The sequence below is a fragment of the Abiotrophia defectiva ATCC 49176 genome, assembly GCF_000160075.2.
Lineage (GTDB): Bacteria > Bacillota > Bacilli > Lactobacillales > Aerococcaceae > Abiotrophia > Abiotrophia defectiva.
This window is the reverse complement of sequence record NZ_KI535341.1, coordinates 1-21,695: the sequence shown is the minus strand read 5'-3', so window position 1 is coordinate 21,695 and position 21,695 is coordinate 1. Positions and strand designations below refer to the sequence as shown.

Annotated in this window: 14 protein-coding genes, 1 tRNA gene and 1 pseudogene; 13 read left to right on the top strand and 3 right to left on the bottom strand. The window is 46.8% G+C overall.

Translation table 11 applies throughout. The annotated features are described in order from the left end of the window. The first annotated feature begins 61 nt into the window (after positions 1–61). From mvk to GCWU000182_RS07450, 11 genes are all read left to right on the top strand, one after another. Positions 62–1,057 carry a mevalonate kinase gene (mvk, locus tag GCWU000182_RS07500; RefSeq protein WP_246269767.1) on the top strand — a complete coding sequence of 332 codons (996 nt, stop codon included), beginning with the start codon at positions 62–64 and terminating at the stop codon, positions 1,055–1,057. Between the two features lie 16 nt (positions 1,058–1,073). After that, positions 1,074–2,075: a diphosphomevalonate decarboxylase gene (mvaD, locus tag GCWU000182_RS07495; RefSeq protein WP_023392218.1), complete on the top strand. Its 1,002-nt coding sequence runs from the start codon at positions 1,074–1,076 to the stop codon at positions 2,073–2,075. Between the two features lie 13 nt (positions 2,076–2,088). Further along, positions 2,089–3,234, top strand: a complete 1,146-nt coding sequence (locus tag GCWU000182_RS07490; RefSeq protein WP_051372955.1) for a phosphomevalonate kinase — start codon at positions 2,089–2,091, stop codon at positions 3,232–3,234. Next, positions 3,234–4,307 carry a type 2 isopentenyl-diphosphate Delta-isomerase gene (gene fni / locus GCWU000182_RS07485; protein WP_023392216.1) on the top strand — a complete coding sequence of 358 codons (1,074 nt, stop codon included), beginning with the start codon at positions 3,234–3,236 and terminating at the stop codon, positions 4,305–4,307. Before GCWU000182_RS07490 ends, fni begins: the two co-directional genes overlap by 1 nt. A gap of 237 nt (positions 4,308–4,544) precedes the next feature. Then, entirely contained in the window at positions 4,545–10,304 is a 5,760-nt protein-coding gene (locus tag GCWU000182_RS07480; RefSeq protein WP_023392215.1) for an endo-alpha-N-acetylgalactosaminidase family protein, read from the top strand. A gap of 132 nt (positions 10,305–10,436) precedes the next feature. After that, positions 10,437–10,519: transfer RNA gene (locus tag GCWU000182_RS07475), tRNA-Leu, on the top strand. Positions 10,520–10,659: 140 nt separating this feature from the next. Beyond that, on the top strand, positions 10,660–12,210 hold the full coding sequence (gene guaA / locus GCWU000182_RS07470) for a glutamine-hydrolyzing GMP synthase (protein ID WP_023392214.1): 1,551 nt from the start codon (positions 10,660–10,662) through the stop codon (positions 12,208–12,210). A 184-nt stretch (positions 12,211–12,394) separates the two neighbouring features. Then, positions 12,395–14,665: a hypothetical protein gene (locus GCWU000182_RS07465; protein ID WP_023392213.1), complete on the top strand. Its 2,271-nt coding sequence runs from the start codon at positions 12,395–12,397 to the stop codon at positions 14,663–14,665. 575 nt (positions 14,666–15,240) lie between these two features. Beyond that, positions 15,241–16,293, top strand: a complete 1,053-nt coding sequence (locus GCWU000182_RS07460; protein WP_023392212.1) for a hypothetical protein — start codon at positions 15,241–15,243, stop codon at positions 16,291–16,293. A 67-nt stretch (positions 16,294–16,360) separates the two neighbouring features. Further along, on the top strand, positions 16,361–16,687 hold the full coding sequence (locus GCWU000182_RS07455) for an inorganic diphosphatase (protein WP_023392211.1): 327 nt from the start codon (positions 16,361–16,363) through the stop codon (positions 16,685–16,687). A gap of 103 nt (positions 16,688–16,790) precedes the next feature. Then, positions 16,791–17,549: an alpha/beta fold hydrolase gene (locus GCWU000182_RS07450; RefSeq protein ID WP_023392210.1), complete on the top strand. Its 759-nt coding sequence runs from the start codon at positions 16,791–16,793 to the stop codon at positions 17,547–17,549. Positions 17,550–17,702: 153 nt separating this feature from the next. Here the strand turns inward: GCWU000182_RS07450 and GCWU000182_RS07445 are convergent, their stop codons facing one another. Further along, entirely contained in the window at positions 17,703–18,239 is a 537-nt protein-coding gene (locus GCWU000182_RS07445; protein ID WP_023392209.1) for a hypothetical protein, read from the bottom strand. A 227-nt stretch (positions 18,240–18,466) separates the two neighbouring features. On the opposite strand from GCWU000182_RS07445, the gene GCWU000182_RS07440 reads away from it, so the two are divergent. Continuing rightward, positions 18,467–18,853 carry a hypothetical protein gene (locus tag GCWU000182_RS07440; RefSeq protein WP_035364768.1) on the top strand — a complete coding sequence of 129 codons (387 nt, stop codon included), beginning with the start codon at positions 18,467–18,469 and terminating at the stop codon, positions 18,851–18,853. Positions 18,854–19,738: 885 nt separating this feature from the next. Further along, entirely contained in the window at positions 19,739–20,038 is a 300-nt protein-coding gene (locus GCWU000182_RS07435; RefSeq protein WP_023392207.1) for a cupin domain-containing protein, read from the top strand. A 179-nt stretch (positions 20,039–20,217) separates the two neighbouring features. Here the strand turns inward: GCWU000182_RS07435 and GCWU000182_RS07430 are convergent. After that, a pseudogene (locus tag GCWU000182_RS07430) lies at positions 20,218–21,401 on the bottom strand (IS256 family transposase). 143 nt (positions 21,402–21,544) lie between these two features. Continuing rightward, positions 21,545–21,695 (bottom strand): transposase (locus tag GCWU000182_RS10435; RefSeq protein WP_023392203.1); only part of this gene is annotated, 151 nt, incomplete at its 5' end.

Genomic DNA, 21,695 nt, shown 5'->3' with positions numbered 1-21,695 from the left:
CTTTTTCCTGGGATGCGCTACAATAGAACATGACGAATTGACTCGTAAAGGGGACCTTTTTGTGCCTAAAAAGACGCTAGGAAATCAACATAAAGAATTAAATATAAAAAGCCAAGTAGCGGACAGCCCAGTAGGTATGGGGACCGCCCACGGTAAAGTCATCCTTATGGGGGAGCATGCCGTTGTTTACGATTACCCAGCCATTGCCTTGCCGGTACCGGCTGTGGCCATTCGTGTCCGGGTAACACCGACCCAACACCAGGCAGACTATTTGTCCTGCCGCTACTACAAGGGGCCTTTGGCAGATGCGCCACAAGAACTGCAGAATGTTCAGGCTGCTATCAGTTTGGCTCAGGAACATTGCGCGCCTAAAGAGCAGGCTTCAGCTATCCATATTCGGATTGATAGCGACATTCCTCAGGAAAGAGGCATGGGATCGTCAGCCGCTGTGGCGGTTGCCCTAGTCCGGGCTTTGGCTGATTACTATGGGGTCAGTCTGACTCAGGAAGTGCTGCACTACATGGTCAACCAGGCTGAAGTCTTGGCCCACGGAGCGCCAAGTGGTTTGGATACCTTAATGACTTCTACCACGCAGCCAGCCCTCTATCGTAAGGGCATCACGCCGCAAGCCTTCCAAATGAACTTAGGAGGCTATCTGGTGATTGCCGATAGCGGCCAGGCAGGCCAAACCAAACGCGCTGTCGCTCAAGTAGCCCAGCTAGCGCAAGACCGACCTGACCAGGTCATGAAGACCATGGCGGCTATTGGGGAATGCACCATTCAAGCCCAACAGGCCATTCGCCAAGGAGATTTGGTGGCCTTGGGTCGTCTAATGACTTACAACCACTATTATCTCAACCAGCTCAAGGTTTCGACCCCTGAGCTGGATAGTATTGTCAAATCCGCTTGGTTAGCGGGCGCCCTAGGTGCTAAGTTAACGGGTGGGGGCTTGGGCGGCTGTGTCATTGCTCTAGCCAGCCAGGCCCAGCAGGCCGAGGCCATCAGCCAGGCCATGCGTCAAGCAGGCGCCGGCCGCACCTGGACCATGGCCATTTAAAAAGAGGAGGAGCCCGATGATTCAGCCAAATCAGCCAAAAGGGAGCGCAACCTATCGCGCCCATACCAATATCGCCCTGATTAAGTATTGGGGCAAACGCGACCAGGCCCTCTTCTTGCCAGTGACCAGTTCGCTGTCACTGACCTTAGATGCCTTCTACACCGATACCCAAGTGACTTTTGATACCCAGCTAGCCCATGACCGTTTTATTCTCGATGGTCAGGAGCAAGAAACTAGCCAAGTAGCCAAAGTCTCGGCCTTCCTAGACCGCTTTCGGGCCTTCGCTCAGACCGATTGTCGAGCCCTGGTGACCAGCACCAATCATGTGCCGACGGCAGCCGGCTTGGCTTCATCGGCCTCTGCCTACGCAGCCTTGGCCTGTGCGACCAATGCCGCCTTAGGCCTGGACTTATCCCAACGTCAACTATCTATTCTTGCCCGTCAGGGTTCAGGTTCTGCTAGCCGTAGTCTCTTTGGTGGCTTCGTTATTTGGCATGCGGGCCAGGGAGAGGACAGCGACTCTTCTTATGCTGAACCTTTTGAGGCAGCCGAATGGGATTTAGCCATGCTAGTCGTTATGGTCAACAAAGGAACCAAGAAGATTTCTAGCCGCCAAGGCATGGCCCTGACCATGGAGACATCGCCTTTTTATGCCTTGTGGCCTGATGAAGTCGCCAAGGATTTAGCTGCTATTCAACCTGCTATTCTAGCCCATGACTTAGCCAGTGTAGGCCAAATTGCTGAACACAATGCCATGAAGATGCATGCGACCATGATTGCGGCCAACCCAAGCTTTAGCTATTGGGAGGCGGATTCGCTTAAGGCCATGGACTTGGTACGACAACTACGGCAAGAAGGATTCACCGCCTATTTCACCATGGACGCTGGACCTAATGTCAAGGTTCTCTGTCCAGCAAGTCAAGCAGAGGCTATTCGCGATCGTTTTATGACCGAATTTGATTCCAAGCAATTGGCGGTGGCCTATCCTGGTCCCGCGCCTTATCCAATTAATGACTAAGAAGGAGGCAGCCATGGAAGCAATGGATCAGCTTTTAGAGCTTTTTGATTTGGCACCTGAATTGAATTTTGGGACTAATCAGGGCTGGGCACCCGGCAAACTCTTCCTGGCAGGCGAGTATGCTGTCTTGGCCCCAGACCAACCGGCAATACTCTTCGCAGTTAGCCAGTATTTGCATTGCCAAGTGGGCATCAGCCCCTGGCCAGGACGGGGTCTGCTCCAGTCTAATCTGCCAGGTTTAGAAGACTGGCACTATGAGCGGGCAAATCTCTATGAGGCTGATTCGGCTCAGTGGCGCTATGTTCTAGCCGCTATGCAAATAGTGGAAGACTTAGTAGAGGCAGTGGGGCGTCCTTTACAAGACTATCGCCTAAGTATAGACAGTCAGCTGCTAGCAGACAATGGTCGTAAATACGGCTTTGGCTCTAGTGGGGCAGTGACGGTGGCGGTCATCCAAGCTTTGTTGGCTTTCTATGGCTTGGTGGCTAAGTCGCCGCTCATGCACTATAAGTTGGCTGCTATGGCTATGATGCGCCTAGGTTCCAAGGGCAGTCTGGCTGATTTAGCGGTCAATGCCTATGGCGGTTGGCTCTACTATGTGGCCCCAGATCGGGGTTGGCTACAAGAAGCCCTAGCAAACCATTCAATCTTATCCCTGCTGAGTCAAGACTGGCCTAGCCTGGTCATCCAGCCTATGTCTGCGCCAGCGGATTTAGAGGTCTTAGTAGGCTGGACTGGCGTGCCAGCTTCTACCGATAACTTAATTGACCAGTGGCAGGACCGGTCTGGTGCCGCCTATCAGGCATTTCTAAGTTCGGCCAAGGAGACAGTCCAAGCCATCAAGACAGCTTTTGAGACTGGCGACAGCTTAGCCATCCAATCGCGCCTGGCTGACTACCGACATTTACTACTACAAATTGAAAAACACAATACCCTCTCTATTGAGACGCCGGCCCTGCGAGAGCTGGTGACTATCGCTCAAGCCTATCAATTCGAGGCCAAATCCTCGGGGGCTGGAGGGGGAGACTGCGGGATTGCGGTCGGCCAAGGCCAAGGACTCAAGAAAGAGTTGGCGGCAGCTTGGCAGGCGGCCGGCATCACCCTAGTCGAACTAGAGATAGGGGCGCCTCAAAGGCCCTCTGAGGAGGCAGGAAATTAATGCAAGAAGAAAACTTAATGGCCCATCGTAAGGCCGACCATCTTCACTTAGCCTTGGCCCAACAGGCAGGGGTTCAGACCGCTAGTTGCTTCGATCAACTACGTTTTGTCCACCATCCCTTGGCGCTCCTGTCCCAAGATGAGATTGACCTGACTACTCAGTGGGCAGGGCACACTCATGCCTTTCCTTTTTACATCAATGCCATGACGGGTGGTTCCAAGTTAACCGGCCAATACAATGAGCAACTCGCTATCGTGGCGCGGGAGACGGGGCTAGCGTTAGCGGCTGGTTCGGCTAGTGCCATGGTCAAGGATCCGACAGTGGCGACTAGCTATCAAGTGATGCGCCAGGTCAATCCAGATGGGTTTATCCTAGCTAATCTGGGGGCCCATCACAGCCTTGAGTCGGCTCAGCGAGTCTTGGAGGCTATGGGGGCCAATGCTTTGCAGATCCACCTCAACCGGCCCCAAGAAGTAGTCATGCCTGAGGGAGACCGCGATTTTAGCCAATGGTTAAAGCAAATTGAGCGCTTAGTCAATGGCCTGGATTGCCCGGTCATCATTAAGGAAGTAGGCTTCGGTATGAGTCAACAAACCTTAAGATGCTTGGCTGAAGTCGGTGTGAAGACAGTGGATGTCAGCGGTCGGGGTGGAACTAATTTCATCCAGATTGAAGACCAACGGCACGAGACGCTTCAATTCCAAGCCCTCTACCAATATGGCCAGACGACGGCGGAATCGCTCTTGGAAGCGCGAGTGGCGCCAATCGAGTTGGAGATTTTGGCTAGTGGCGGGATTCATCAACCGGTTGATATTATCAAATCCCTTGCCATGGGAGCTAGAGCCGTCGGGCTAGCCGGTTTCTTCTTACACTACCTGGAAAATAAAGGGCTTGATGCGACCATTGAAAAGGTCAGAGCTTGGCAGGAGCAACTGCGTCAACTCTATCTACTTCTAGGTGCGCGTGACTGGCAAGAGCTTCAGACCACCGACCTGATTCTGACAGGAGACTTGCGCAACTGGGCTCAAGACCGTGGCTTGCCTTTCCAAGACTTAGCACGCAGACATCATTAATATTCAAGAGGCTGATTAATCAGCCTCTTTTTTGTGCCTAAAATCTGTATAGACAAAGAAATTTAAGAAATTATAGAGATTGCTAGAAAACAGAATTTATCGCCATAAGGAACGTAATTAAAAGACAAATATCGCAAGAAAGCTAAATGATTCAGCAAGAATTTATAATTCTTTTTGTAAGGGGATACAATATAATAGAGGGGTAAGAAACTATTATATTTTATAAGGAGGATTATCATGCGAAATTCGATTCAAAACTTGTTTGATAAGAAGTGTCGTTTTTCCATTCGTAAGCTCAGTGTTGGGACTTGCTCTGTCATTATCGGGGCCTTTCTCTTAGGCCAAAGCCCAAGCGTATCAGCCCAAGAAGCTGTCTCCGACACCCCAGCCACCAGTGAGGTAGAGCCTGTTCCGGCGGGAGCCATTGACGTGGTTGAGCCAGCTGCAAGTGCGGAAGCTGCCCCTACAGCAACAGATACGCCAGCAGCAACTGAAACACCCTCAGAAGCGGCCAGCCCAGCTGAGACGCCAGCGGCAGAGACTCCAAGTCCTGCTGCAACTGAGCAGGCAAGCCCTGCGACCGCCGAAGACAAAGTAGTAGCACCAGACTGGACTGCGACCGGCAGCCGTAAAGGGACCGTCGAAGTCGTAGAAGAAGGCGGCGTACGTTACAACAAACTGGCTTCTACTGCTCAGAATGATAACGGGCAGAACCCTGCCCTCTTTGAGAAAAAGGGGTTGGAAGTGGACCAAGACGGCAATGCCAGTGTCAACTTGACCTTCAAGGACCTATCAACGGAAAAACAATCCCGCTTCGGGGTTTTCCTTAAGTATAAGGACCCTGCCAACCATATCTTCGTCGGCTACGACCGCGATGGTTGGTTCTGGGAATATAAATCGCCTAAGGCTAGCACCTGGTATCAAAAAGGTCGGGTAGCAGCTCCTAAAGCAGGAGAGGTCAACAATCTCTCCATCACTTACAAGAAGGATGGCCAGCTTAATGCCACTAACAATGGGAAGAGCCTCTTCGATACCTTACTTGTGCCTGAAGAAGTGAAGGCGGCCTTAGAAGGACAAAATAAAATTTACCTTAAGGCAGCAACCTGGGGCAACGAACGGACCACTGTGGCTGTGCAAGCAGACGACCAGTCTAACCTCAAGCCAAGTCAACCAGATAATGGCGCGGTGGATCCAGGCTTAGCAGCCAACGACCAAGATGTCGTCTACGACCACATTCGTTCGGACGTCTTAGATGCTGAAATTGATACCCTCTTCCCACGCATCAAGCACTATCAGTTCGGCGGCCATACCATGACCGGGCAAGTGCAAAAACTAGATAAGCTCAGCATTAACGGGACCGATGTTAAGCCTCAAGTGACTTACCGCAAGGTGGACCAAGCGACTGCTGAGTATACGCTGACAGTTAAGAATCCTGAAGCTTTTATTGATGCGGTTATTACCGTCCAACTCAAGGTTGTGGGCAATGAACTGCACTTTGATGTGACAAAGGTGGAAAACAAGAACTTGGTGACCATGGGCAAGGAAATCGATAACCCTCGTAAATTGATTTCCACGATTGAATTCCCAGGTAACACCCTAGTTTCTGTCGGCTCTAATCAAACTGGATCCAAGTTCGACGGCTCTTGGATGTCCAATAATACCCACCGGGCGGGTGATAGCCATGTGGACTTAGTACCAGGTAAGATGGATGATTTTGCCTATGGCTTCATGTATGGCTTTGTTTCTTCTGACAAAGTCGCTGCCGGTGTTTGGAGTAACTCTCAATTTAGCTACGGTGGTGGTTCTGAAGACTTTACCCGTCTAACCGCCTTCAAGCAACGCGTAGCAGGCGTTAACTATATTGGGATTCAAAGCTCGCCTTACTATTATCAACGGGCCTATGGCAAACTGGTTTATCCTGAATATACCCTCGAATTGCCAAGTAGCAAGGTGGTCTTTGCCCAAGACCTTAATAAGGACAAGCAAGTAGACTGGCAGGATGGGGCCATCGCCTTCCGCAGGATTATGAATAACCCTAAAGGTTCTGAAAGTGTGCCGGATCTGGTAGCTTACCGGATTGCTATGAACTTCGGTTCTCATGCGCAAAACCCATTCCTCATGACCCTAGACGGGATTAAGAAGGTCAATCTGCATACGGATGGCCTAGGCCAATCTGTCTTGCTTAAGGGTTACGGGAGTGAGGGGCACGACTCTGGCCACCTCAACTATGCCGACATTGGCCGTCGTATTGGGGGCGTCAAAGACTTCAAGACCCTGATTGAAAAATCCAAGCAATACGGGGCTAAACTGGGGATTCACGTCAATGCCTCGGAAACCTATCCAGAATCTAAATACTTTAGCGAAGCGATTCTGCGCAAACGCGAAGACGGCACCTATAGCTATGGTTGGAACTGGCTAGACCAAGGGATTAACATTGATGCGGCTTACGACTTAGCCCATAACCGTCTCAAACGCTGGAAAGACCTCAAAGAAACCTTAGGCGAAGGCCTAGACTTTATTTACCTAGACGTATGGGGCAACGGCCAATCCGGGGACAATGGCGCTTGGGCTACCCACGTTATCGCCAAGGAAATCAATAGCCAAGGTTGGCGCTTCACCATTGAGTGGGGCCACGGGGGCGAATATGATTCCACCTTCCAACACTGGGCAGCTGACCTAACCTATGGTGGCTACACTAACAAGGGGATTAACTCTAATATTGCCCGTTTCATCCGCAACCACCAAAAAGATGCCTGGGTAGGGGACTATCCAAGTTATGGTGGGGCAGCCAACTATCCACTCCTGGGTGGTTACGACATGAAGGACTTCGAAGGTTGGCAAGGTCGCAGTGACTATGAGGGCTATATTACCAACCTCTTCGAACACGACGTCATGACTAAGTTCTTCCAACACTATAAAGTCACTAAATGGGTCAACGGCCACCCTGTCCAAATGACTGATAATGGCCAAACCTACAACTGGATTCCAGAAATGGAAGTGCATTTGGCTAATGAAGCAGGCGACCAAATCGTCATTAAGCGTCTATCTAACGATCCAAATGATGCTGGCTACCGTCAACGTACGGTGACCCTCAACGGTCGTGTGATTGAAAATGCGGGCGCCTACCTGACTCCATGGAACTGGGATGCTAACGGTAAAGCCTTGACCGGCGACAAAGAGAAGATGTACTTCTTCTCCAAGACAGCTGGGCAAACCACCTGGACCCTACCAGAAGCTTGGCGTGGCGACAAGGTCTATCTCTATAAGTTGACTGACCAAGGTAAACAGGAACAAGTAGAACTAGCCGTTGATAGCCAAGGTCGCATTACCATTGATGCGCTGGCTAATCAACCTTATGTTCTCTACAAGGTTGCCCAAGGCAAACGCACCATGACCTGGAGCGAAGGCCTACACCTCTATGACCAAGGTTTCAACAGCGGTACCTTGGATCGCTGGACTAAGACAGGGGATAGCCAACACGCTCAAATCGTCAAGTCTCAAGGGGCTAATGAAATGCTGCGGATTGAAGGTAACAAGGAACGCGTCACCCTAACCCAGAAATTAACTGATTTGAAGCCTAACACCCGTTATGCGGTCTATGTTGGGGTGGATAACCGTAGTAATGCTAAGGCCGACATCACCATTAAGTCTGGTGACCAAACCATCAGTAACTACACCCATAAATCCATTGCTAAGAACTATGTTCAAGCACACGCCCACAACACCTTGCCTAAGAATGCAACGGTGGGCAATACCAGCTACTTCCAAAACATGTATGTCTTCTTCACGACCGGCTCCGATGTCAGCAACGTTACCCTGACCCTCGGCCGTGATGCCGATCAAGAGGCGACTTACTTCGATGAGATTCGGGTCTTCGAGAACCAGTCCAAGATGTATAGCGGCAAGCATGATACGACGCCAGGCACCTTCAAGCAAGACTTCGAAGAGGTCCCACAAGGGATTTTCCCATTCGTTATCGGTAACGTTGAAGGGGTAGAGGATAACCGCACTCACTTATCAGAACGCCACGATCCATATACCCAACGGGGCTGGAATGATAAGAAGATTAACGATGTCATTGAGGGTAACTGGTCGCTCAAGACCAATGGATTGACCGGACGTGACAAACTGGTCTATCAAACCATCCCGCAAAACTTCCGCTTTGAAGCAGGTAAGACCTATCGTGTCACCTTCGATTACGAAGCAGGTTCTCACGATGCCTATGCCTTTGTCGAAGGGGATGGCGAGTACACCCGTCGCAGCAAGCTTAAGATGCATAGCTTACGCAATACCTGGGAGGGTTCCGACAAGCCGGGTAAGGCTAGCTTCATCGTACAAGCCTCTGATTCTGGCAATACCTGGGTAGGGATTTACTCAACTAGCCGAGGTTCTGACAATAAAGGTGAAACCGGTAGTGCTGTAGACTTCCGCGGTTATAAGGACTTCATGATGGATAATCTCCAAATTGAAGAAGTGACCGTTACAGGTAAATTACTGGTAGACGAAGCCTACAAAGAAAATGTGCCAGTAGTAGACGGCAACTACACGCCAGATAGCCTAGAAGCTTATAAGAATGCCTTGCTAGCCTTGACTGAAGCCGACGACAAGATCAGCGTTGAAGAGGCCAACAAGCTAATTGAAGCCGTTCAAACAGCCAAAGAAGCCCTACAAATGAGACGTTCTGCCGCTAACTGGGATGACATTGAATCTGTCGACGCCCCTTATCATGAAGGGGAAGATTTCTGGTATGCCTTCGATGGGGATAATAGCAGCTTATGGCATACCCCATGGGATCGTCGAGCCATCGGCGAACCCGCTACGGTAAACTTCAATAAAGTATTAGAAATCACACGCTTTGAATATGTGCCACGCCAAGACGCTTCGAACGGTCGCCTCAAGAAGGGGAACCTAGTCTTAGTGGATGATGAAGGTAAGGAACATCGCTTTGAATTTGACGGCTGGGCCGACGACGCTAAGACCAAGGTGATTCCGTTCGATAAACCAATTAAGGTCAAGAAGGCAACCATTACTGGGACCGAATCCTATGGGGATGGCGGCGCCTTCCAATCAGCGGCTGAATTACGCTTTGTCCTACCAGAGATTGCCGATACGCCGCTGGATCAATCCGCTTATCAAGCGCAATTAGAGCGGGTCAAAGCCATCGATAGCCAGGAAGCCCGCCAGGCGCTCAAGGCGGTAGATGTCTATTACCAAGGTCTCAGTCGCGACAACTTATTAACCAAGTTGGCCCTGGACCGTATGACAGATTACCTCAAGCAAATCAAGGCACCTGAGCCAAGTCAACCAAATCAACCAAGTCAGCCAGACCAACCAGGCACCAAGTTGCCACTCTATGAGACCCAAGGGGTTAAGGTGACCCTCAATGCGGACAAGACCGAAGCGACCTTCGAGGATAATGACGGCGATACGCGCGTTTCGGTTAAGATTCCAACCAAACACTTGGATCCAAGCATCGTGGCAGTATCAGTTGTGCCGCTCAAAGAGAAATTGGCAGCCCTAGGCGAAGACGAGCATCAAGCCTATGAAATCAGCTTCCTCAACAAGGAAGGCAAGGAAGTCCCTGTCAAAGGTGATGCTAAGGTCATCTTCCCAGTGGACAAGGCCGTAACCAAGGCCTACTACTTGACCAGCGACACCAAAGAAATCGTCAATGAAGTGCCATTTGAGATGATGAATGATGGACGTGTGGCCTTGACGGTTAACCACTTCTCGCTCTATGCGGTAAGTTTCGGTAAGCGTCAGGAAACTCCAAGTCAACCAAGTCAGCCATCCACCCCAAGTCAACCTGCCAATCCAGGTCAACAAGCGGGCGGGCCATTGGTGGCTCAGGCTGCTCAATTAACGCCAAGTGAGGGCAAGGGCCAATTGCCAGCTACTGGTGAAAGAGATCAAACATTACTCTTCAGCGCAGCTGCCCTATCCCTACTAGCCGGATTAGGCCTCGTTGCAACCAAACGTCCTGAAGATCAAGCCTAGTTTAGATAAGAGAGGTTGAGACTTTTGTCTCAGCCTCTTTTCTATTTAGGACAAGGAGACCAGCAATAAAATTCTGAAAAAATTGCTTGCCATGCTTAGTCCAGGATGCTATAATAATCGAGTAGTGATTTTGCGGTCATGGCGGAATGGCAGACGCGCTGTCTTGAGGGGGCAGTGGGGGTATCCCCGTGGAAGTTCGAGTCTTCTTGGCCGCATCACCGAGGAGGGGCAACCCTCCTTTTTTTGTTATATATAGGGTTGGGACTAGTCACTCTAACTCTCATCTACATTTAATGACACCGGGACAGGGTTTTGATACAATAGGCAATAATAAGATGAAGTAAAGGAGCAAAGCATGAAAACACAGGCATCGTTAGAGAAAATTATTGTGTTGGATTTTGGGAGTCAGTATAACCAGTTGATTACCCGCCGCATTCGGGAATTTGGAGTCTTCAGTGAATTATTACCCAATGATACCAGTGCAGCCGACATTCAAGCCGAAGGCAATGTCAAGGGGATTATCTTCTCAGGGGGACCACACAGCGTCTATGCTGAAGGTGCCTTCACCATTGACCCCACCATCTTCGAATTGGGGATTCCGATCTTAGGGATTTGCTATGGCATGCAGTTGACCACTCATCTCTTGGGTGGTAAGGTCGAATCTGCTAACAAGCGCGAATATGGTCGCTCCATGTTAGATGTTCACCAACGTGAAACAGGCCTCTTTGCTGGCTTAGATAGTCATGAGAAGGTTTGGATGAGCCATGGTGACTTAATCGTGCAAGTGCCTGAAGGCTTCAGCGTGACGGCGTCTAACGATCACTGCCCGGTAGCGGCTTTCGAGAACCCAGCCCGTCAAATCTATGGCGTTCAGTTCCACCCAGAAGTGCGCCACTCTGAGCACGGGAATGACTTGCTCCGCAACTTTGCCTTCAATATTTGTGGGGCCAAGGGCGACTGGTCTATGGAAGACTTCATCGAAATGGAAGTAGCCAAGATTCGCCAACAAGTCGGCGACCGTAAGGTCCTGCTTGGCTTGTCCGGTGGGGTTGACTCCAGCGTCGTAGGCGTGCTCTTACAGAAAGCCATTGGCGACCAATTAACCTGTATCTTCGTCGACCACGGCCTCTTGCGTAAAGGGGAAGGCGACCAAGTCATGGATAGCCTGGCCGGTAAATTCGGTCTTAACATTATTCGGGTTAACGCCAAGGACCGCTTCTTGTCCAAATTAGCCGGCGTGAGCGATCCTGAACAAAAACGTAAGATTATCGGCAATGAATTCGTCTATGTCTTCGATGATGAAGCAGCTAAGCTAGAAGGGGTAGACTTCCTGGCACAAGGGACCCTCTACACCGACATCATCGAATCCGGGACCAAGACAGCTGAGACCATCAAGTCTCACCACAATGTGGGTGGTCTGCCAGAAGACATGCAGTTCGAGTTGATTGAGCCCCTCAACACCCTCTTCAAGGACGAAGTACGAGCCTTGGGGACAGCGCTGGGTATGCCAGACAGCTTGGTATGGCGCCAACCATTCCCAGGCCCAGGTCTCGGTATTCGGGTTATCGGCGAAATCACCGAAGAAAAACTCGAAATCGTCCGTGAATCAGATGCCATTCTGCGCGAAGAGATTGCTAACCACGGCTTAGAACGTGATGTATGGCAATACTTCACCGTACTCCCAGGCTTCAAGTCTGTTGGGGTTATGGGAGATGGCCGGACCTACGATTACACCATCGGGATTCGTGCCGTCACCTCTATCGACGGGATGACCAGCGACTTCGCCCGCCTACCGTGGGAAGTGCTGCAAGTCATCAGCGCTCGTATTGTTAACGAAGTAGCCCATGTTAACCGCGTGGTCTATGATATTACAAGTAAACCACCAGCGACGATCGAGTGGGAATAAATTTTAAGTCAGAAAATTGCTAAGTGTACGTTTTAGTTATTTCGGAAAGCACGATATACCCCCAGTCTTTGGACTGGGGGTATATTATAGGTCATAATATTAATCTTTAAAGGAAATAAATAGTCTATATACTAAATTTTGCTTTAGAGGTAAACGTGTAAAGTGGGGGATAAAATTGTCGAAGGTGAATTACAAAGATTATTTGGGACATGAAATCAAGGTTAAACTAGGAGATGGTATTTTAGAGCATAGTCAGAATTGGCAATGGTTTGTTGAGTATATTGAAGAAAACTATAATCTGTCAGATATTGATTCATTTTGTGACTTTAATGAGAGGATTAACCCCTTGATTCACGTTTTTCACTGCTTTCTAAATATCTTAGAGATATGTAATCGAGATCTTCAATTTAAGGACTTATTATTAAGTGAAATATACTTAATATCAAAATACTATGTGGGGGCCATAGAAAGAGAAAGATGCTCAGACGAGATAAATACAAAGTTTGCCAAGATTCTATTCCTAGTGGTCTGGATTACAAAACTACAAAATTCAGGAAATGCCACAAAATATATTATCGATGATAGATTCTTGAAGCAAAGAAATTTCCATCAAGCTATTAATATGCTGGCTTTTGATTACGATAAGGAAGCAATTCTGTTATATCTGGAGAATACAAGCTTAGTTGGATTTGAGGAAGCTAAACAAAATATTGAAGATAATCTAAATAAGGTGGTGTATAATTCTTCAGAAATTTTTTTAAAGAATTATGAGGGTGATTTATTATCAGTAAACTGCTTTGATTACCAATTATTCGATAGAGAAAGCAACTTGACATGGCAGGAAAATACTTTATTAGACATGTTGAAGATTTCAATACGGGAAGGTAAAATAGAGCCCATGTTTTCTAGCGGAGATAGCATAGTCCCTGACTATCGTAGTTGGACCCCTCATTTATTAGATCAGTTAAAAAGTTATTTCAATCATAGTATTTCAAATTATGTAATAGAGTCAGTTGATTTTTTGTTAAATAGAAGAGACCCGAGTTTAGAAATTATTGAAACGCATTGCAAATTACTTATGGAACTGATTAGCAAGGGAGACACCTATGATATAATCTCTTCATCAACATATAAAATATTGGCTATGTTATTTAGTGAAGGAGTCATGGATAAGATAACAAAGACAGAAGTGATAAGGAATTTTTATAAGACTATACACTCCATTACCTCGATAAACTTATTATTAGAGCTCCGACAATCTTTCCCTATAAACAAAAATCAAATTCGTTCAGTAAAGGACTACATAGAAAATCAGTATAAAGATATATTGTTAATTAAGGATATTGATACGTTGACACAATACCTAGGAAATGCTGATATAGCGAGATGTATTAACCAAAAATATTACAATATGACAAAGGCCAAGTTTTTAGAGTTAATTGAAGGAGTAAAAGAGATATCAGTTGCTAATTTATTTTATCAAGCGATGTTATTTCTCTTGGAAGTTAACAGAACAAATCAAAATATTGACAAGAGGATTGTCAAACAAGACATGATAAATATTCAAGCGTATTGGCAGCATAATATTTATCAAAAACAAGTTGAAACTTTACATGAGTATTCAAAAATGACTAAAGTCCCAAAAGTAGAAGTTGAAAAATATAATAATAGCGTTATGATAAACCCAATTGTTATAGCAAAGGCTTGTATAATTTCTAAAGAATCAGATATGATATCTACTATGGAACATGTATCTGAGCATGCAATTATTTATCTAGTGAATAGAATTACACTTAGGCCGATTTTCCCTATGAAAGATAAAGAAATTAATTTCGACAGACACGATACGGATAATATATTGAAGTCCCAGGTGGAGGGGATTATAGAAAAGTACGGATATAAATTCATGAATATATTAAGTTTAGATATCTATGTTTCAGTATTACATAAACAATTCGAGGAGAATGCTAAGCTTGCAATCGCAATGTTTGATAGGGAGAAAGAGTTATATACTTTAGTAGAAGAACTTTTAGGATTTCCACTAATTCCATATGAAGGTAATATTACATTGGGGCACTTAACTCAGCTATTTCCATTATTAGAGATTGAAATTAGACACTTAGGGAAGTTGTTTGGAATCGTGCCATTCAAAGAAAGCCTGGATGAGTTTATGAAATTTAAGGATCCAAGCTCAATCCTTAGAGAGCTATTAGATAATATTTATAGAGAATTAAACGGATTTGAGAATGCTCCAGATTTACTATTCGTATATCACTTCATGTATAATAGCAATTCTTTAAATATCCGAAATGAATGTATACACGGAAGAGAATATATTGAGGGAAATCAAATAAGATTTGGGTTTAAAGTAACTTTATTAGCTTTATACATGGTGAAATATAGAAGAGACTTGATATTGACTAACACAGCAAAGACGGACAGAAAGACATCTTAAGATTTTGATAATGGTGTAGATATAATTAGGCATTACTAAGAGCTATACACATTTAAAGTTCAATCTTACTCTAACCGAGGAGAATTAAATAATTACGACCGCTTTTACACAATCACTACATATCAATTTCTATTTCCTTTTTTGGATTATGGGGTTGAAATTTCTCATATTAACCCAAGTAGCTAATAGTAATCAATATGAGGGCTACGACATAAATTACTACTTATTGCTATTTTATAAGGGGAAGGACCTTATTTCCTTCAGCGTTTTCCTAAAGGTAAGGCATTACTGCTAGTTGCGAAAATTAAATCTCTTAGCTATATAACACACCACGAGGGAGTTGTTTTACTAGGCGTCGAGTATGTTTATATTAATTTAAAAAGTGTGAAGACAAGGGAGACGCTATTGCACTGTGGGGGAGTTAGAGCAGATTAGCAAGAGTCAACTAGTTTTACCGCTACAGAACTTTCTGTGGGTCAGACACTGTTTGAAAAGTGCCTGTGAAAGCAGGTTATTGTTCCCGATGCTTTCGTGCTATAATAGGAAAAAGAATCCCCCATAAAGGAAGTGACCCAATGAAGAAACTACTACTCGCCATATTCGCCCTCATGCTCATGGTGCCTAGCCTTGTCAGCGCGGAGTCAGGGCCTCAAACAGCTGAGGAATACAAGGACTACTTTACGCAAGTAGAGGGCTTGATTACCGAGGATGTGGAGAAGTCTTATAATCAATACATGGACTTTATCAAGGCCACAGAGCGCATTCCGGCTAAAAAAGAAACCTGGTCATCTCAGGTTGACTATTTGTTATATCGAACAGGAGATAATAAGGATAATAAGGCTGCCTTTTTTGGTAGCACCACGGGGCAAACACTTGGTTATGCTTTTGATCAACTTCCTGCCGAGGCTATTAAAGGCTATTTAGCAGCTTTAGCTATTGAGCCAACCAGTGAGTTAGAGTCGATGCTGACAAGTCCTGACAAATTCCAAGGGCGGGTCCTAATTCTTAAGAATGACAAGGCAATTGTCCAAGTATTTGCCTTCGGAGGGCAGTTTGGTATCCGGATTTATCGTGATTTAGCCTTTTTTGTAAAGGTGAATCGGCCAGCTGACCAAGAACAAGCAGATCAAGCTTTGGATTTGCTAGTTAACTTATATACTGACCACTTTACTAAGGTAGAAAGCTTGATTAACGATGATGCGGAAGCTTCTTATAAGAATTATATGGACTTAATTAAGAACACACATCTCCAAGATGCCAAAGAGAGGACATTAGAAGACAGCAGGTCTGTCAAGTACTATCAAATTAGCGAAGATCAGGAAGGTATTATTGCGAGTGCGGATGGCAAGACGCTTGGCTATAGCCTGAACTTGGGAACTGAGGAAGCTTTACTTGCCTACCTAAAAGTACTCAAGCTTGAAGAGACGAGCGAGCTTAAGAAACTGTTGGCTGATCCTCAAGTAGGAAAAGACAGTTTTGTATTCATCCAGAATGATAAGGTCGGCGTGGCAATCAGAACTTTCGGCGACAAGGAGAGCAAGAATCTCCGCTTCAATATTTTGATTATGAGAGATTTAGAATTCTACCAGAAAGCTGTCAAAGAGTATAAGGAGAAGGGAAAAGATTAGCTCTAATTCGGTGGGAGGCTCTTGTGGAAATAGCGGGTGACAACCCTGAATTTGTGGAGGAGATAATATGATTGGCAAAGTTTTAAAAGTTAAAATAGATCGTCCGCTAGGGAGCTCTCACCCTGATTATCCGGAACAAATTTATCCAATCAATTATGGTTATGTTGAAGGAATAATCGCTCCTGATGGAGAAGAACAAGATGTGTATGTACTTGGCGTTGATAAAGCAGTAGATGAATATGAGGGAGAATTAATTGCAGTTATCAAAAGGGACGATGACGTTGAAGAAAAATGGGTTGTTGCTCCAATAGGAACAAAATTTACAGTAGAAGAAATTGAAGAAGCTGTTAGATTTCAAGAGAAATATTTCAAGTCTCATATTGAGTGTGAATAATCGCAAGCAAAGTAATTTAACTGAATGATACAACAAGCCTTCTATCCTTTTTGGTGGGAGGCTTTTGTGTCAAGTAATGGATTAACTTAGGGGGGAGTTAGAAATGAGAGAGTACAGAATTAGAGAGTCTGAATATGTCGTTCGCTACCATGACCTCCATGGCAAGGGGACGCCAATCCTATTCATACATGGCTTAGGCTGTGCCAGTTCTTTTGACTATATTGAAGTAGCCGCCATGCTGGGGCCTAGCCAGCGAATCATTCTGATTGATTTGTTGGGCGCGGGTTACAGCGATAGGCCCTTGGATTTTGAATATAGTGTTAAGGCCCATGCTCAATATTTAAGTGAGTTTGTGGAAGATTTGAAGCTAGATCAAGTGATTGTTTTCGGCCATAGTTTAGGCGGAGCGGTCGCTATCGAATTATGTAATTTGATTAGCAAGCGCGTCAAAAAGCTGATACTGAGCGAATCAAACCTAGACCCAAGTTCGGATGGGGCAGCCAGTTTTGATATTGCGAGTCTGGATGAGGCTAACCTGGAGCAGGAATTCGCCAAGAGACTGGCCTACTACCGACAAGCAGGTTACACAACTTGGCTCGCGACTTTAAGAAATTGGTTGCCAAAGGCGGCATTCGAAATATCTCGAAATGCGGTTCAAGGGGGACAAGTCTCTTGGAGACAGCTCTTGTATCAATTTGACTTTCCCAAGTATTTTATTTTCGGCGAACAAACACTACCCGACCCTGATTATGAGAAGTTGCAAGAGCGGGGTGTGAAAATTGAAGTAGTGCCGAATGCGGGCCACTCAATGGCTTGGGAAAATCCTGAGGGTCTGGCGCGGGCCATTCGAAAGTGCCTATAGAAGATGCGACCTGTGAGAAACTCAATGAAGAAAGCGTGTTAAAGGCATCAAGCGTAGAAAGTATGAAAATATGAACTGCACCCCATAAGTTGGATTTTTATTGTCCAACTTATGGGGTGCAGTTCAATTATGGATTGGGATTTTTCTATCTACTTATTCCCCCGCACCATCAACGCCGCCACCATCTGCTGGTGGGGCTGGGGTTGGGTCAGGTGTTGGGTCTGGTTGGGGTTCGACCACTGGGTCCGCCGGGGTTGGCGGGGTAACTGGGTCTGGGCTTGGCGCCGGGGTGGTTGGACTTGTTGGCGCGGTGTAGTCGTCGTTTTGGCGAGTGTTTGGACTAGTTGGCGAGTCTTGGTCGTCGTTGTCTTGGTTTGTTGGACGGGACTCGGAGGATTGGCTAGATGACGAAGAGGATTCAGATGAGGAAGAGCTGGATGAAGAGGATGAGCTAGAAGAGGAACTTTCCGATTTGGATTCAGACGATTCCTTGGAGTGATCGCTAGAGGAGGAGTCCTTGGACGACTCGCGGCTAGACGCATTAGGCGCCGAAATATGGTCGGGGCGCCGGCCTACCCAGGCATCCAGGTGGTTCATCAGATCTAAGCCACTAAAATTGGCCAGTACATCCACTGTCCCGATAGCCAGTATAATAAGAATAATATGGGCGATGAGTTTTGCCTTTTTCATGTTGGATGCTCCTTGTGCGCGATTATACTATCATCATTATAGCAAGTCTGTCTAGAAAGGCAACTAGTAAGTGTTGAAGCTAACAAATTGGCTAGGACTGCTCAAATCGGTCTAGGACTCGGTCTCCAGACCGATTTTTGACCTTGGAGCCAAATTTTCCTTGCCTAGGGCCCCTAAACTTTACTATACTAGTAGTAGAAAACGAGATGACGCGAGGAGGGAGTAAGATGCTGAATTTCTTACTGGTGACTGTGAATATTATCCTAACGGCTTCGGCAGCCTATTGTTTGTTGCGGCGCAAGGCACGCTTCACGCCTGAATGGCAGAAGGCGGTATGGTTCTTGCTCTTAATCCTAGCCCTCTACGGCGTCCAAGAAGTTTGGGCCTACTGGCAATATCAGGTGGGGACGGGCGTTCAATTGCTCAATCTGATTTATAGTCTCTTGTTCTTCCTAGCAGCTTACATGGGGAGCGAGACGGTCATGCTGGCGGTGCGGGGTGACGACACTTATTTGGACAGTCTCCTAGGTCTCCTAGCTCATATTAAGGACATGGGGCGCAACATGGTGGCTGGCGTCAAAGATAAATTAGCAGATAAGGAGACCGGGCAATAGCCGGGTCTTTTTTTGATGGGGTGAGCTATCAAATCCGAGCTGTAAAGATTCTTTATAAATTGGATGAGTTATCTTGCAATTCGTCATATATGTAGGCAAAGATGATAAAAGCGTAAGGTTAATATTGCCTGACAAGATTATGGTGAGGGCTGACTAAGGTCGAAAAATGGAGGCTTGGATTGCTGACCCAAGCTAGGGGCGATTTTCGGGTGGCTTGGGCTAGTTTAAATGACTAGCAAAAATGGTCGCCAAAGCGCCTTAAGACTGGGATTTAATAGACAATTATCAAAAAAATGTCGAATTTGACAAAAAAATGAGTTTACCCCCTTTTCAAGCGAAACAAGTCGTGCTATAATGCCTATGCAACGTGATTAAACTCCTCAGCAAGGAAGTCGTGTATGGGGGTACCGACTCCTTGTCATATATAGTTTCATAGGATTACCTTCTAAAGTAAGAAGGACGGCAGAGGGTCTCGCTCAAGACCCGTGCAGTCAAAGGGGACGATTGCCTTTTGGATTTTCACTGGTCCAAGGAGATGACAGCTTGTACTGACGAACAAGAGCTGCCACGACGATCACGACGTCGGGCGATCGCATCTTCGTATATACAGGGAAATGCTACACTTTTGCCACGAGCATCAGTTGCCAGCGCAGAGTTAAAACTCTGCACTTGAGGAGACTTGGCGCCAAGAGATTAGGGACTCTAACGTCAAGATTAGCTTATTAAACAACAGAGGGATAATAGGCTGCTGGGCAAAATTCGAGCATTGACATAAACCACACCAACTTGCGCCGACGCAAGCGGTGCGGTTTTTTTGTTTATCTGGAGGTGTGGCGGGCCGTGTTGTGTTATAATGAAGGAAAGTAGTTGAGAGGAGTCTTAAGTATGAAAGTTTATCACGGTCGCACAGACATTGAGCGTTTTGAGCATTTGGTGGAGACATCTAGCCAGACAGTCACCCACCTGGTCCTACCTGCCGGGCAAGCCATTGGCCAGCACCACGTCCCTTATACGGTGGTCGTCGTCCCAGTCAAAGGGCGAATCCTTTTCTCTGATGAGAAGGAGACAGCCGAAATCTATCCTGGCGTCATCATTCGCATGGCTCCTCACGAAGTACACTCCCTGGAAGCCGTCGAAGATAGCGAACTCATGGTTATCAAATCCCACCTAGCGCCAGAAGCCTAGATGGGATAGCCCCTGTCCTAAGGGCAGGGGCTTTTTGGTGTGGGGAAAGGGTGACATACAAGGCAGAATCCCTGAGCTAGTGGTCCACTCTTTGGAGTGGACCACTGGCTGGGCCGGAAACCGGGAAAAAGGAGTCAAGTCCAAAATCCTGTGTAAAAATATGTAGGCTGTCCTATAGCTTATTTGCGTTTGGTGAAGTTGACCAGGAAGGGGCGTGCGTTAGCCTGCCAAGCATCGTTTAAATCAATGAGGATGGCGCCAATCAGTCGCTCAGCAGAAGCGACATTAGGGTAGACGCCAATGACCTTATCCCGCCGTCTGATTTCACGGTTCAAACGTTCGACAGAGTTAGTAGTCCGCAAGTTGGGATGGTAAATCTCAGGCTCCATCATAAACTGAACGGCATCTTCAAAGCCCTCATCTAAAACCTTTAAGGCCTTCTGATAGCGAGGATTGTCCGCGACAGAGGCCTCAAAAGCTTCCTTGAGCCGCCTTGCATGTTCGGCGGTGGGCGCCTGGAAAATGGCCTTCAACTTAGCGCGCGCCTCTAGACTCCCTTTTCTGGGAATAGTCTCGACAATGTTGGATAAGAAATGAAAGACGCAACGTTGCCAAGGCACCCCAACAAAACAGTGCTGGATAGCGGCTCTAAGCCCGGAGTGAGCGTCTGAAATAATCAGGGTGGGCTGGCTCAAACCACGGGCTCGCAGGGACTGAAGGAAGGTCAGCCAAGCCTCTTTGCTTTCTTCTTCTGACACCCAAAGCCGATGATTTCGCGCTTGTTGGCCTCGTTGACGCCTTGAGCTAGGTAGACCGCCTTGGATACCACACGACCCTCTTCACGCACCTTAATGTAAAGGGCATCGAGGTAGAGATAGCGAAAGTGGCTGTGGGTCAGGGTCCGATTTTTGAAAGCTTCAATCTCAGGATCTAGCCGCTTCATAACGTCTGACACAAAGGACTTGGAAACCGTCTCGCCACACAGTTCTTGCACGATTTTAGTGACTTTGCGTGTTGAGACCCCATTGACCACCATTTCCATCATGGAAAGCAGGAAGGCCTGTTCGTTGCGCTGGTAACGTTCAAAGAGTTCGGTTTTGAACTCGCCAGAACGCGTGCGTGGGACTTGTAATTTAAGGGTGCCGATGGATAGCGTCCATTGGCGTTCATAGTAGCCGTTGCGATAATCTTGGCGCTGGTCGGAGCGTTCATGGGGTGCGGCTTGGATGAACTGGTGGCGTTCTTCTTCCATGTAGGCATTAAAGACGGTAATGGCCAGCGACTTCATGAGCGTGTTCATGTCACTGTTTAAAACTGCCTCTGTTAATTCTTCAAGTTTTAGGTTAATATTAAGGTAAGTCATGGTAATCTCCTCTTTCAATGTTTTCCGACAACTACATTGTACCAGAGATTACCTGGCTTTTTCTTTTTACACAATTATAGGGACTTAATCGAAAGCAGTCAAGTCCAAAATCCTGTGTAAAAATATGTAGGCTGTCCTATAGCTTATTTGCGTTTGGTGAAGTTGACAAGGAAGGGGCGTGCGTTAGCCTGCCAAGCATCGTTTAGATCAATGAGGATGGCGCCAATTAATCGCTCAGCAGAAGCGACATTAGGATAGACGCCAATGACCTTATCCCGCCGTCTGATTTCACGA